This is a genomic window from Lysinibacillus sp. 1 U-2021 (assembly GCF_029916965.1).
In the GTDB taxonomy this organism is placed as follows: Bacteria; Bacillota; Bacilli; order Bacillales_A; family Planococcaceae; genus Lysinibacillus; species Lysinibacillus capsici.
In genome coordinates this window covers 1,595,166-1,609,923 of sequence record NZ_CP123966.1, presented here as the reverse complement: position 1 = coordinate 1,609,923, position 14,758 = coordinate 1,595,166, and the positions used below count along the sequence as shown (strand labels likewise).

11 protein-coding genes are annotated in these 14,758 nt (G+C 36.7%); 5 read left to right on the top strand and 6 right to left on the bottom strand.

Annotated elements, in window-relative coordinates; genetic code table 11:
* The first annotated feature begins 29 nt into the window (after window positions 1-29).
* Window positions 30-3,119, top strand: a complete 3,090-nt coding sequence (locus QH639_RS08240; RefSeq protein ID WP_281115952.1) for an efflux RND transporter permease subunit — start codon at window positions 30-32, stop codon at window positions 3,117-3,119.
* 59 nt (window positions 3,120-3,178) lie between these two features.
* Here QH639_RS08240 and QH639_RS08235 read toward each other — a convergent pair whose 3' ends face one another.
* Window positions 3,179-4,747 carry a glycoside hydrolase family 10-like protein gene (locus QH639_RS08235; RefSeq protein WP_131521671.1) on the bottom strand — a complete coding sequence of 523 codons (1,569 nt, stop codon included), beginning with the start codon at window positions 4,745-4,747 and terminating at the stop codon, window positions 3,179-3,181.
* A gap of 533 nt (window positions 4,748-5,280) precedes the next feature.
* Here QH639_RS08235 and QH639_RS08230 point away from each other — a divergent pair.
* Window positions 5,281-6,528: an MFS transporter gene (locus tag QH639_RS08230; RefSeq protein ID WP_048391958.1), complete on the top strand. Its 1,248-nt coding sequence runs from the start codon at window positions 5,281-5,283 to the stop codon at window positions 6,526-6,528.
* A 371-nt stretch (window positions 6,529-6,899) separates the two neighbouring features.
* On the opposite strand, the gene QH639_RS08225 is transcribed toward QH639_RS08230, so the two are convergent.
* The gene (locus tag QH639_RS08225) at window positions 6,900-7,607 is read right to left on the bottom strand and encodes a response regulator (RefSeq protein ID WP_281115951.1); all 708 of its coding nucleotides are present in this window, start codon (window positions 7,605-7,607) and stop codon (window positions 6,900-6,902) included.
* Window positions 7,608-9,209 (bottom strand): ATP-binding protein, encoded by a 1,602-nt coding sequence (locus tag QH639_RS08220; protein ID WP_281115950.1) that lies wholly within the window; start codon window positions 9,207-9,209, stop codon window positions 7,608-7,610.
* 395 nt (window positions 9,210-9,604) lie between these two features.
* Between QH639_RS08220 and QH639_RS08215 the strand changes: the two genes are divergently transcribed.
* From QH639_RS08215 to QH639_RS08205, 3 genes are all read left to right on the top strand, one after another.
* On the top strand, window positions 9,605-10,867 hold the full coding sequence (locus QH639_RS08215; protein WP_048391960.1) for a dicarboxylate/amino acid:cation symporter: 1,263 nt from the start codon (window positions 9,605-9,607) through the stop codon (window positions 10,865-10,867).
* A 176-nt stretch (window positions 10,868-11,043) separates the two neighbouring features.
* Window positions 11,044-11,247, top strand: a complete 204-nt coding sequence (locus QH639_RS08210) for a hypothetical protein (protein WP_004224696.1) — start codon at window positions 11,044-11,046, stop codon at window positions 11,245-11,247.
* A gap of 96 nt (window positions 11,248-11,343) precedes the next feature.
* Window positions 11,344-11,886, top strand: a complete 543-nt coding sequence (locus QH639_RS08205) for a GNAT family N-acetyltransferase (protein ID WP_281115949.1) — start codon at window positions 11,344-11,346, stop codon at window positions 11,884-11,886.
* Between the two features lie 37 nt (window positions 11,887-11,923).
* Here QH639_RS08205 and QH639_RS08200 read toward each other — a convergent pair whose 3' ends face one another.
* The 3 genes from QH639_RS08200 to QH639_RS08190 all read right to left on the bottom strand — a co-directional run bounded on the left by QH639_RS08200 (window position 11,924) and on the right by QH639_RS08190 (window position 14,692).
* The gene (locus tag QH639_RS08200) at window positions 11,924-12,904 is read right to left on the bottom strand and encodes a S66 family peptidase (RefSeq protein WP_131521676.1); all 981 of its coding nucleotides are present in this window, start codon (window positions 12,902-12,904) and stop codon (window positions 11,924-11,926) included.
* The gene (locus tag QH639_RS08195; RefSeq protein WP_237899494.1) at window positions 12,901-13,416 is read right to left on the bottom strand and encodes a GNAT family N-acetyltransferase; all 516 of its coding nucleotides are present in this window, start codon (window positions 13,414-13,416) and stop codon (window positions 12,901-12,903) included. The genes QH639_RS08200 and QH639_RS08195 overlap by 4 nt, the downstream gene beginning before the upstream one ends.
* 172 nt (window positions 13,417-13,588) lie before the next feature.
* Window positions 13,589-14,692: a GNAT family N-acetyltransferase gene (locus tag QH639_RS08190; protein ID WP_281115948.1), complete on the bottom strand. Its 1,104-nt coding sequence runs from the start codon at window positions 14,690-14,692 to the stop codon at window positions 13,589-13,591.
* Window positions 14,693-14,758: the final 66 nt, after the last annotated feature.

Here is a 14,758-nt window from a genome sequence, read left to right as displayed (position 1 = left end):
TAGATAGTCAATAAAGGGTAGGTGTGAAGGTGAAAGGTTTAGTTAATTTCGTATTAAAGAACAAATTGGCAGTGTGGTTATTAACAATTATCATCACTGTCTCTGGTATTTATTCGGGTACACGGATGAAAATGGAATCGATACCCGATATTTCGATCCCGTATTTAATTGTCATGGGCGTATATCCTGGCGCAACGCCTGAACAAGTCATGAATGATCTTTCCATTCCGTTCGAAAAATCCATAGAAAGTTTAGAAGATGTGAAGGCTGTTTACTCAACTTCCTCTTCCAACGTAGCACAAGTTCAAGTGGAATACGACTATGGAATTGATATGGATGAGAAAAAACGACAATTAGAAGCAGCTTTAGATAATCTTAAACTACCTGAAGGTGCTCAAGAGCCTACTATTATGGCAATCAGCATGAACATGATGCCTGTAGTCGCTTTATCTGTAAGTAGCTCTAAGGAAGATATTGTTGATTTAACTTCAACAGTTGAAGATGTTTTACTGCCTAAAATCGAAAAGATTGATGGTGTTGCATCCGCTACCATCACAGGTCAGCATATTGAACAAGTATCGTTTAAATATGATGAAGAAAAAATGGCAGCACTTGGTTTAACAGAGGATACTGTTAAACAAATGATTCAAGCAAGTGATATGTCACTGTCACTTGGTTTATATCAATTTACTGTCGGGGAACAAGCAGTCTCAGTAGACGGTAAGGTAAAATCAGTGGATGAACTGAAAGACTTATTAATTCCAGTTACACCTTCAGCTACGAATCCTTCACCTTTCGTTCGTCTAGGTGATATTGCAAAAATTGAAGTAGAAGGTAAAGTGCAATCTGTTTCACGTACAAATGGTCAAGATGCCATTGCTATTCAAATCGTTAAAGGCCAAGATGCGAATACCGTAACAGTTGTTAATGCAGTAAAAGACCTTATGAAGGATGAGGAAAAACGATTAGACGGCTTAAACGTAGAGATCTCTCTTGACCAAGGTGCCCCAATAGAAGATTCTGTATTTACAATGATCGAAAAAGCAGTCTTTGGTGGCGCAATTGCCGTATTAATCATTTTACTATTCTTACGTGATTTCAAATCAACGATTATTTCAATTATTTCTATCCCAGTTTCTATCTTCATGGCATTACTCCTATTAAACTGGATGGATATCACATTAAACATCATGACCCTCGGCGCGATTACCGTCGCAATCGGTCGTGTTATCGATGACTCAATCGTAGTTGTAGAAAATATTTACCGACGAATTCACTTAAAACAAGAAAAACTTACAGGTCGTGCCCTAATTCGTGAAGCAACAATTGAAATGTTCAAACCAATTCTTTCTTCAACATTGGTAACGGTCGCTGTATTCGCTCCTCTTATTTTCGTAGGTGGTATGGTAGGCGAATTATTCATGCCATTTGCCCTTACAATGACATTTGCATTAGGTGCATCATTATTAGTTGCGATCACAATCGTACCTGCTTTATCTCACTTCTTATTCCGTAAAAAGTTATACGGTGAGAAGACTGAAAGCCAACATAAAGAAGTTGGTAAACTTGCTATCTGGTACAAAGGTGTCTTAGAAAAAGTATTAAATCACAAAATTATTACATCTGTCCTTGCGATTCTTTTACTTGTTGGCTCTCTTGCATTAACACCACTTATTGGTTTTAGTTTTATGGGCTCACAAGAAGAAAAAGTTATGTACTTAACGTATACGCCTGCAACGGGAGAACTGGCTGACGAAACGGCAGCTAATGTTGAAAAAGTAGAAAAAGAATTAATGAAACGTAAAGATGTTGATATTTTACAAGTTTCCATTACAGATGCGAACAATGTCGATCCATCAGCAATGATGATGGGTGGAGGTGCTGGCGGTGCCTTAATGTACCTTATCTTTGATCCGGATATGGAAGACTTCCCTAAAGCTCGTGAAGAGGTTGAAGACTATGTATTTAACATCGGGCAATCAGGAGAATGGAAGTCTCAAAACTTCTCTTCTATGTCGATGTCATCAAACGAAGTCAGCTATACACTGTATAGTGATGATTTAGATAAACTTCGAGATGCTGTGAAACAAGTAGAAGGCGCTCTAAAAGAAGTGGATGGCTTAGAAGATATTAAATCTGATAATGAAGATCCATATGTAGAGCATGTGCTAAAAGTTGAACAAAAAAATGTCCTTCAATACGGGCTAACGACAGCTCAAATCGTGATGGCATTAAATTCAAATACATCACAAGAAGTATTAACTACCGTGAAAAACGATGGTAAAGATATCGATGTCATCGTTCAACGAGATGCTAAAGCAGCTGCGACTTCACTTGATGATGTCTTAGCCACTGAAATTAAAACAGCATTGGGTACAACAATGACTATCGGAGAACTAATAGATGTTGAGGAAGGTACAACACTTAACTCATTATCTCGTTCAAAAGGTGAATATTTCGCAACAGTATCTGGAACGATTATCGGTGACGATATTTCAAAAGCCACTACTGCTGCTGATAAAAAAATTGATAAATTAGATTTACAAAAAGGTGTAACACTTGGTGTTGCTGGTGTTGCTGCTGATATGCAAGAAACATTCACTAAGCTTGGTATTGCGATGTTAGCAGCCATTGCCATTGTTTACTTCATTCTAGTGGTAACATTCGGAGAAGGTTTAGCTCCATTCGCTATTCTTTTCTCACTACCATTCGCAGTAATTGGTGCATTCATTGGATTATTCGTTACAGGGCAAACTATTTCTGTATCTGTCATGATGGGTCTATTGATGTTGATTGGTATCGTCGTCACAAATGCCATCGTATTAGTTGACCGTATCATTCATATGGAATATGATGGTCTTTCCATGCGTGAGGCGATCCTTGAAGCAGGAGCAACACGTTTACGTCCTATCCTGATGACAGCCATCGCTACAATTGGTGCTATGATTCCAATGGCACTTGGTACTGGCGGTAGTGGATTAATTTCCAAAGACTTAGCTATTACTGTAATTGGCGGTTTATTATCTTCTACCCTATTAACACTTGTTGTTGTACCAATTGTTTATGAAATGCTATCTAAAATGTTAAAGAAAAACCGTAAAGATATTGAAGAAAATTAATAAAAAAAACAACCACTCATGCAATCTTTGCGTGAGTGGTTGTTTTTATCCTAATCTTTTTATTGATTTTCTATTACTACAAAAACTTCCTTGCTTTCCACACCTGTATTTGATACAGCCTTAATGCCGTATGTATAGCTATGTTTAGTAAGAGCTGACTTGTCCACAAATTTAGTGAGGCCATCCATATTATAAACAACATCCACGATATTTCGAGGGTCATCATAAGAACCTTCTTTGTTTCCTGTAAAACGATAAATGACATACTTGCGTGGCTGTGGTTCATTTTCGTCTATAATCTCTATCTTGCGACCTGCCGCTTCCTTCGTCACTTGCACAAAAGTCGGTACGTTCGGCACTGTGTCATCATCCCAAGTTGTTTCGGGTGTCAGTGCTGTGTAATTATACAATTGTTGACTAACAATCGTTGCATAGCCTAGTTTATTGTTTTGAAAGCTTCTTAAGGAGAAATGCATTTGCCCCTCAGCAGCTACCTTTTCCGAACGATTCGCTAGTATTTGACTTGGTAACTCCATTTTATTTTTCCATGCTGCATCACTATCATTGCCAACTTTGTAATCAGCAAGCCCAATGTATAGATGCACAGGGTGTGTTGTTGCGTAGGTTTGCACTTCATGGCTCCACCAATCTAGCAGCGTTCCATATTTCGCAACAGATAATGTTCTTGACCAATAAATCTGTGGTGTAATGTAATCAATTGTGCCATTTTGAATCCATGTTCTGACGTCTGCATATAAATCATCGTAATTATTAACACCAGCCCTTGTATCGCTTCCTGTTTTATCTAGCGATTTATTGCGCCATACACCAAATGGTGAAATACCAAATTGAACATATGGTTTTGTGTCTTTAATGGCCGTGTAAAGATTTTCTACAAGACGGTTGACATTATCTCGTCGCCAATCCTCCACCTTTTTAAAGGAAGCACCATAGTTTTTAAAAGCTGCTTGATCTGGAAAAACTTCATTAGCAATTTTATATGGATAAAAATAATCATCCATATGCACTGCGTCAATATCATAATTACCTACTAGCTCTCTTACTACTTCAACTAAATAGTCTTGAACTTCTGGTAAACCAGGATTTAAATAATATTGCTTACCATATTTGATAACCCAGTTTGGATGTGTTCTAGCCACATTATCAGCAGCAAGGTCTGTCAGTTTTTGTCCAGACATTGTTACACGATAAGGATTCATCCAAGCATGCAGCTCCATACCCCGTTTATGACTTTCCTCTATCATGATCGCAAGAGGATCGTAGCCTGGATTTGTGCCTTGCTTTTTGCCTGTTATGTAAGATGACCATGGCGCTAGATCAGAGGCATACATTGCATCATTTGTTGGTCTTACTTGATAAATAACAGTATTGAATTTATTGGCTTTTAGTTGATCCAATGTTTGGCGTGTCCAAGTCGTGTACTGCTCCTTCGTCATACCTGCTTTCATATCAAGATTAAGAACGGTTGAAATCCAGACAGCCCTCATTTCCCTTTTTGGCTGTGTCGTGCTTGCCAAAGCAGTCTTTGTAGGGATTGTCGATAGACATAACACAAAAATCATCGCGACTAAAGTTAATATTCTCCATTTACTATTTTTCTTTCTCATATTTCCTCCATTTGCTATTTTTCTATTTTAGTATATGACAAGTACTCGCTATATGCACGTCTCCAAAGCAACTTTATCGGAATCAATGAAGCAGATAATTAGTTTCAACTCTAACAAACGTTCCCGATAGATTCAAAATATGTATACTAACCATTAAAAACTACTGAAAAGGCGATGAATCGTACTTTTCCTTTAAAGAAATCGATAAATATGTCATTTTATTAGATGAATTTCACAATTTCCATATTTTTAAAATTCAACCTAGTTTTTGCTTCATTCCTTCTTTACGCAAAGATGAACTTTATGCTACAATCAACACAACTTATATAGAACGGAGGGTATTCCCAATGACAGCATCAATTAGACTACGATTTCATCTTACTAATTAAATATGTGTACGCTTTGCCTGCTGTGCAAGGGAAATGGAATTAGGTCTAGTCTGTTTTAGGAATACTTGAAAAGAGGGGGCTTCTACTCCCCTCTTTTTTTGTGTTGTCTTTTACTTTCCACACAGGCACTACTGTTAGAAAGGGATGACGAAATTGGAACATTGGAAACGTAACACAATACTTTTTTTAAGTAGTCAAACGATTTCACTTTTTGGCTCTGCTCTTGTGCAATATGCCATTACATGGTATATCACACTTACAACACAATCAGGCAGCATGATGACCATCGCGATCATTTGTGGCTTTTTACCAACCTTCTTCTTAGCACCTATTGCTGGTGTCTGGGCAGATCGCTATAACCGTAAATGGCTTATTATTTTAGCAGATGGAATGATTGCCTTATCTACGCTAATTCTAGCTATTTTATTTTTAATAGGCTATGATGAGCTCTGGCTACTATTTGTAATATCAGCCGTACGCGCAGTTGGTGCAGGTATTCAAACACCAGCAGTGGGCGCAATTTTGCCACAATTTGTGCCTGAAGAGCATTTAATGAAGGTTAATGGTGCAAATAGTAGTATTCAAGCCTTCATCATGATTCTTGCACCTATGGCAAGTGGTGCATTATTAACGATGGCTTCTATTGAATCCATTTTCTTTATTGATGTGACAACAGCGGCTATTGCCATCGCTATCTTCTTATTATTTCTGCATATCCCTGCACATGCAAAAGCTAATCAGCCACAAACAACAGGCTATTTTAGTGATATGAAACAAGGCTTCATCTATATTAAAGAGCATGCTTTCTTGAAACAATTATTCTTGTTCTTTGCCTTTTTCATGCTGCTTGCTGCACCTGCTGCCTTTTTAACGCCTTTACAAGTTACACGAACTTTTGGCAATGATGTATGGCGTTTGACTGCCATCGAAATGGCCTTTGCCATTGGGATGTTAATCGGTGGTATCGCAATCGCAACATGGGGTGGCTTTAAAAATAAAGTGCATACGATGACATTATCTGCTTTGTTATTTGGTCTTTGTACAATGGCTCTCGGCGTCATTCCTATTTTTTGGTTGTACCTCGGAATCATGGCCATTACTGGCATAGCCATGCCAATCTTTAATACACCTGCAACGGTGTTATTACAAGAAAAAGTGGAAAGTGACTATATGGGAAGAGTATTTGGCATTCTTAGTATGATATCTACCTCTATGATGCCTTTAGGAATGCTAATTTTCGGGCCAATTGCTGATATTATTGCTATTGAGTGGCTACTCATCGGTACAGGATTATTACTCTTCATCCAAGGATTTTTCCTTCTGGGCAGTAAAGTCTTATTAAAAGCTGGTAAACCTACTGCTGAGCATGTTGACTCGCTAGAAAAAAAGTGAAGATTTTATTTCAAGAAAATTGTTAATAAAAAATAACATTTAAATTTAGCCTATACACAATCTCAAACGAATCTTGACGTTAAAAAAGCCTTGCTTTATGCAGGGCTTTTTCCATCTTTATTTATGTCTTGGGAATAATTTTTTGTGCTTTAGCATCTTGCTTCCCACAATATCTGAATTATAATTATTTGCTTTAAAATTTAAATGGTCATGAAGATCTCTTCCAATACGCAACAACTTCGGTATCCAAAAATTTTAGATGTTGCCCTTAAAGGAATTTAAAGATATGTATTAGGAAATAGGACGCTTAGAATTTATCTGTACATTTTTCACCATAACTTATTTAAAATACGCACTTTAATCTAATTGAACTAAATATAATAACGATGAATAGGACGTCCTACGTTTCCATATTGTATATCTACTTTTAATAGTTTCTGCTTTTCTAAAAAGTCTAGATAGCGTCTAGCTGTAACACGTGCTGTACCTATATAAGCTGATACCTCCTCCGCTGATACTGCCTCGCCACTTTTTTTTATATATGCAAGTACCTTATCTAAGGTAGCTCGATTAAACCCTTTGGGGAGTTCTTCTATAAGAATGGCATCCATTCCTGTTGTTTCTACTACAATTTGTTCAGGAAGACGTTGTTGCATTAAATGATCGACATCATGCTGAGTTAAATCTTGCATGCCGCTTATTTTCCTTCTATAGCTTTGATAATTTTTTAAAGTCTGCTCAATCCGCTCAAACGTAAAGGGCTTCATAATATAATCATAGACACCTAAGTGTAATATTCGCTGCACAGTGGGCATATCATTCGCAGCTGTTACAGCAATAACATCAACATGAAGATGCTCTTCTCGTATTTTCCCTAACGTAATAATGCCATCCTGCTCTGGCATAAAAATGTCCATAAAGACAAGCTCTGGGGTTAATTGTTTAATTTTTTGAATTCCCTCAATTCCATTGCTAGCATAGCCAACTAACGAAAAACCTTTGATTTGTTCAATAAATTGTCTGTTCACTTCTCGTACCATTGGATCATCTTCAATCAATAAGACACTTATTACATCCATCTATACTTCTCCTAACTCAAATAAAATTAAGAAACTGGTTCCTTTCATAAATTCACTTGTTACTTCAATATCTCCATTGCCTTTTCTTACAATTTCATAGACTAAATGCAAGCCAATGCCTCGATTTTCACTAGCCTTTGACGAAAATCCATTTTCAAACATACGCTCCTGCACCTCTTTGGTCATGCCAATCCCGTTATCGGTAACTGCAATCGCTAAGACGCCATCATGCTCGTCTACAGAGATGGCTACATATTTATCTTCCTTAGAAAGTACATTTAAAGCCTCAAAAGCATTTTCAATTAAATTGCCAAACAACACAACAAAATCATGATGATCTAATAGAGGTGGAAAGCGTTTAAAATGACTTTTCCGATCAATTTCAACCTCGATACCCAGTTCTTTTCCATAACTTACTTTACTTAATAACAAACCTGAAATATTTTCATTATGAAAGCGTTCATTTAAAAACTTCGTCAATGAGGCTTCATTTTCAGTAGTAACAGTAACATATTCAAGTGCTTGCTTTGTATGTCCCAATTGCAGTAGTCCCGCAATCGTATGAATCTTATTTTTATGCTCATGGGTTTGTACACGTAATGCTTGAACAAAGGCCTTTACACCTGTTACTTCCTCCGCAAGCTTTTTCACAGCTGTTAAATCTTTAAACATAGCAACTGCACCAACTAGCTCTCCATTCACAATAATAGGTACACGATTACTTAAGATACTATGATGATTAATGTAAAGCTCTTGATCATAAACAGGTGTTGCTGTTTCAACAATTTCAGGCAGACGGGTATCAGGCAAAACGTCATAAATCTTTTGTCCAATACATTCCTCTATTTTCCTAGTAACACCTAAAATATCGGCCGCTTTTTCATTAAAAATGGTGATATTCATTTCCTTATCTACCGCTATTATTCCCTCATGCATAGCATTAAAGGTTTCTGTTCTTTCCACATACATTTTTGCAATTTCATGAGGTTCAAGCCCAAACATTTGTTTTTTTATATGTCGTCCTAGTGTATAGGCACCGAAAATACTGAAAATCAGTGATATAACAATAGTTATCATAATTTCTCGCTCATAACTTTGTAACATTTCCAGAAAATCTGGTAATGAATAGCCAACGACTACAATGCCCACTTGTTCCCTTTTATCATTAATAATTGGCACGAAAGCCCGTATCATAACACCCGATTCTCCACGTGCCTTTGATACATAATAATGTTCACTAAATGCGGCGTTTAAATCCTGGGACTCACTGCGTTTTCCTATTTCCTTACTTACTGGGTGTGATAGTTTAATACGCTCCATATTCATTACAACAATATACTCGGCCTTATGAATCACTCTAATGCCATCTACAATTTTATTAATATTTTTTGCAGATTCTTTTATATTGGCATTTTCCAGATGTACACTAAGCTCTGGTACATTTGATACAGTTCTTGCCACAAGCATTGCTCGCTGTCCAAAATCTTTTTCCTGTTCAGATAATAGGTTACCGAGTAAAAAAATACCACCTAGTAAAAAGGAGAGTGCAATGATTAAAAATGTCACTAACAGTATTTTGCCGTTCACAGGCATTTTCATCATTAAAAAATTCCTTCCTTTCAAATTTGCATTCTCGTAATCAGTGGCACACATATTTAGTTTTAAGATTATCTGCAAAAAAATCTTTTGACAACATATTTAGTCTATCTAAGTAGCAGAAAATATTGAATTTAATGAACAATATTATAAACTGATAATTTAAAAAGAACTTAATTATCACTCTATGTTTTTGTATTATAACAATAATTAATTAACTATAGCGTACCATAACAGATTTAGTTATTGATATTACTATATTTATATGTAAATGTAAGTAAATGTACTTAATGAACGATATGTTTCTTATTTTCTAAATCTCTTTTTTAAAGAAATATTCGCTATGATACTTTTAGTGAAAGCGATATCAAAGAGAAAATTTAGAAAAGAGGTAGCAAAAAATGAAATTACTGAAAAATTTGACTGTTCAGGTTATAGTGGCTATCATACTTGGGATTATTGTCGGAGCCATTTTCCCCGAGTTCGGTGCCAGCTTGAAAATCTTAGCAGATTTATTCATCAAATTAATTAAAATGTTAATTGCTCCTATTATTTTCCTAACAGTTGTTATTGGAATCGGCAGTATGGGAGATATGAAAAAGGTCGGGAAAATCGGAGGTAAGGCATTGCTTTACTTCGAAATAGTTTCCACAATTGCATTAGCAATCGGAATTGCTGTTGCTTTAATCGTAAGTCCTGGTACAGGCTTGGATACATCAGGTGCATCTGATGCTGATATTTCAAAATATACAACTGCTGCAGCTGAATCTGAGCAAGGCTTGGGTGCCTTCATTTCTAGTATTATTCCAGAAAATGTAGTTGGTGCATTGGCAACTGGTCAATTATTACCAGTCCTATTCTCTGCTGTTTTATTTGGCTTAGCAGCTGCCTCAATCGGTGCACCCGCAAAACCAGTCATCACATTCTTTGAGCAAGTAGCAGAGATATTCTTCAAAATCGTAAGTATGGTTATGAAAATATCACCAATCGGAGCTTTTGGTGCAATGGCCTATACAATTGGAAATTTTGGTTTAAAATCTTTAGGTAATCTAGGTTTATTAATGGCTGCCGTATATATAACAATGTTTTTATTTGTTGTCTTTATTTTAGGTGCCATTGCAAAGTTCTTTGGATTCAACATCTTTAAATTTATCGCTTATATCAAAGATGAGATTTTCTTAGTAATTGGGACTTCCTCTTCTGAATCAGCACTGCCATCTATGATGCGAAAGCTTGAGAACTATGGTTGCTCGAAGCAGGTTGTAGGTTTAGTCGTTCCTACAGGGTACTCCTTCAATCTAGATGGGACTTCCATCTACCTGTCCATGGCTGCATTGTTTATCGCACAAGCATATGGAATGGAACTAACTTGGATTCAAATCATTACACTGCTCGGAATTTTAATGATTACTTCTAAAGGTGCAGCAGGTGTAACAGGATCAGGATTTATTACATTAGCAGCAACTTTGGCTGCCTTCCCAATGATACCAGTGGAAGGAATAGCGCTGTTAATCGGTGTAGATCGCTTTATGTCTGAGGCTCGAGCTGTTACAAATTTAATTGGTAATGGCGTAGCTTGTGTTGTCGTGTCAAAATCTGAAAAAGAGTTTGACACAGCTATGGAAGAACGTGCACTTCAGGGAAAGACCACTATATCTTCCTAAGAAAAATGGTAGAAATGATAGCCATCTCTGTTTCACTATACTCATTATCATTCGAGTAAAAGCTATGTCCTTATGGATTGATGCTGACAACAAACAATTAGCTTACACTATCACCCAAAATAAAATGTTTACACTCTAGTAAAAAAGTGAAAGTTAATAGTAAGAGGTGATAGTGAATGAATGATAAAAAACAGGCAAAAACACGTAATACGAATAACCCTGATGTATTAGATACAGATAAAGAAAGCATTTTTGATAAACACGAGGACATGAAAACAGTAGATCCAATACCTGTCGAAGAATTGAATGAAAAAGTGAAAGATGAACAACATAAAACCAAAACGAAGGATTCCTCTGCAACAGATAAGCGCTATCCATAATGTGAACGCTGCAAAAATGAATAAATATAAAAAGTCGACCTAATTCATAATTATGGGTCGACTTTTTTATATACTATTTGTTAAAGGGGGTAAATCATGAGTAAAATACCAATTATGAAAACGGAAAGGTTACTATTGAGACCTATTACACATGGGGATTTAGAAGCAATGTATGACTACTCTTCCAGTGAAAATGTGGCGCGTTATGTGACATGGCAAGCACACACGAGCTTAGAGGATACAAAGGCTTTTATGGCATTAATTTTTAATGGCTATCAGCAAGGTAATTTGATGTTATGGGGTATTGAATATGCAGGCACAATTATTGGAACGATTGATATTGTGACGATTAATGACACCCATAAATACGCGGAAATTGGCTATGTGCTTTCTGAGGATTTTTGGAATAAGGGGTTCACAACAGAAGCAACAAAAAAACTCATTGACTTCGGTTTTAATGAATTAGATTTAGTACGTATCCAAGCACGATGCTTTGAAGAAAACATTGGCTCACAAAAGGTTATGGAGAAGTCAGGTATGCAGTTTGAAGGGTTATTACGGAAAAGTATGCTTGTTAAGGGACAATACCAACATGTAAAAATGTACGCTATCACTGATGATGATTATAGGAACCTCTAGAAAATAAAGCCTTGCTACGATTTGCAAGGCTTTATCATTACAACCATCTTTCCAAACAGTATATCTTCTTAGCTGTGGCATCTATCCTTACTCGTTTGCCTATCGCAATTGGATGCATAGGATGTGTATGACAAATATCCACCTCTGCTAATATAGGAATCTTTATTCCATCCAACTGTTCAAGTAGAATATGATATGGCTGTCGACCCGTTCCTAAATCATCGTAGCATTCATGTTTCCCCAAAATAATCCCACTAACTTTGTTAAAGACACCATGCAATTTTAGCATTGCAAAATTCTTTTCAACAACAGCAGCATTTTTTAAGCAGTCCTCCACTAATAAAATATCACCTTCCACAATTTTAGGGAAATACGGCGTACCAATAAATCCATACATGGCATTGGCATTCCCGCCAATTAACCTTCCTTCAGCAACCCCATCCTGAATCGCTAACCATTCATTCTTCTTGAGTTTTTTATCCACTGTCTTCTCTAGCCAATTAACAGGTTCATCCGACCAATAAGAAGGCATTGGAATTTCGTATGGTAATGCTTGAGGCTTAAAGAAATAATGCTCAAAAAATTTGAAGGTATCATTTACTAATGGTTCAAACTCACCAAAGGAAGGTACGAGGGCTGGACCATAAAAAGTTGAGATTCCCGTCTTTGCATAAAGTGCCAGTAGAACGGCCGTTGCATCCGAATAACCTACGACCATTTTGGGATGTTGACGAAAAGCCTCATAATCAATATAAGGTAGCATGCTATTAGCATTGGTGCCCCCTATCGTAGACATAATCATATCCACATTTGGATTACGTAATAACTCATTCAATTCTTCTGCTCTTTCTTTTGGCGAACCTGAACGATAATAATCAGTTTTACCAGTTAAAGAACCTGTCACGATTTGAAAATTTTTATTCTCGAGAAATGCTTTAGCACGTTCATATCGTTCCAAAGCCGTCACCGTTGCTGGGGAGGACGGGGAATAAATGCCGATGTTTATTTTTGAAGTCATACGGTAGTTCCTTTCCCAATCAATAGTTTTGACATGTAGTATTCATTAATATATTGTCCATCTACATACAGCGAAGCCCGCTTCGTTCCTTCGATATCAAAGCCCATTTTCTTATACAAAGCAACACCAGCCTCATTATTTTCCATGACGGTTAATTCTAGACGATGTACACCATTCACTATTGCCCAATTTTCTACGTGTTGAAATAAAGCTGTTCCAATTTTTCTTCCTCTATAGTCACTATGTATGCCTATGACAAGATAAGCACGGTGAGCAATTCTTGACGGCTCATTGCCTTGTACAATTAAGTACGCCACAACCTGCTCATCCATTTCAGCTATGAACAAAGCTGAGTGGTGACTATGATATAACTTGTCTATATACTCTCCAAATGGCTTAGGTGCTAAATTGCGCTCACCTGGTCCAAATAACATAAAATTTGATGCCTCTGCATTTGCCATAACAGCTATAATTCGTTCACTGTCATGTCGGGTTGCTTCTCGTATGATCATGTTGAACACGCTCTCCTTCTAAAATATAGTCACTTCAATGCTCAATTCTTTTGTATTGTTTGTTCAACCAACTCTACTTTTAAAACTTGTACACTACTACTTGGAGCAATTACACGTATCTCATCACCCAGTGTTAGTTTTGCTGGAATTCTCATACTTTTCTTCGTCCCTTCTAGTAGGTTTGAATTTTAGCTACTAGTTTTTCATCTCTAAAATGGAGTGTCTCAGTATCTATGAGTGTGTATGCTTGTAATGTGGGATGATTTTCTATCCAGCGATCAAATGCCCACCTTCTCTCTTGATTATTATAATGGGGACAATAGGTACCTGATAATAACCCTAAGCCATTCCATTCCTCAAAACCATCATATGTATTTTCACTATAGCATTTTTCAAACCAACACATTGCCCCAGCACTGATGCCAGCTAATATAATCCCTTTTTGATAAGCTTCCTTTAACAATTTATCAAAACCATATTCTCGCCACTTTTCAAGAAGATAACCTGTATTCCCTCCACCCACATAGATAATATGCTGCGCTAGTACTTTTTCTCGAATGCTTCTATCATGCATATCTTTTTGCAAGATATGGGTTGCATCACAATGATGGAATGCTGCATAAAACTTCTCGATATACCCTTGTGCATCATTACTTGCTGTGGGAATAAAACAAATTTTAACTCGTTCATTTTTCTGCGTTTGTCGTAAAATGTACTCATCGATAAATGAAGGGTTCTGCTGAGAAAACCCACCACCTGATAGGGCGATGATTTGTCTTATCGATTCATTATTTTTACTTAATTCATAGACAGCTTGTTCCTGCCCAAATCTTTCTAACATCTGTACATTCTTCATTCCTAATTTTTCGAGCAAGCGACATGATGCCTTGTTCGCTGTTTGTGTTTCTGCCACAATAGATTCTATATTCAGATAATTCAAACCATCCTGAATTACCTGCGTGAGCACTTCAAAAGCTAACCCCTTCCCCCAAAACTGAGGTAAAAATTGATAGGAAAGCTCATATAACTCCTTATCATGGTATTCATCGATCGAGACAAGACCTATAAATTCACCTGTCTCCTTTAAAGTAATATATAAATATGTATTAGGGAATGGCGCTTCTAGCATGCCTTTAAAAGATGCTTCTATATAGCTGTTTGATGGAACACCACCGAGATAAGTTCGAACTTGTTTATTAGAGTAGAGTTTTTGTATATCTGTAAAATGCTCTGGTTGTAATTGTTCGATTACACAATTAGTTGACATGATTTTCATTACATCTAGCCCCCTTCTTTATGTCAAAGTTTAATCGAACTCTCTCGATGAAATCAAATATTCTTT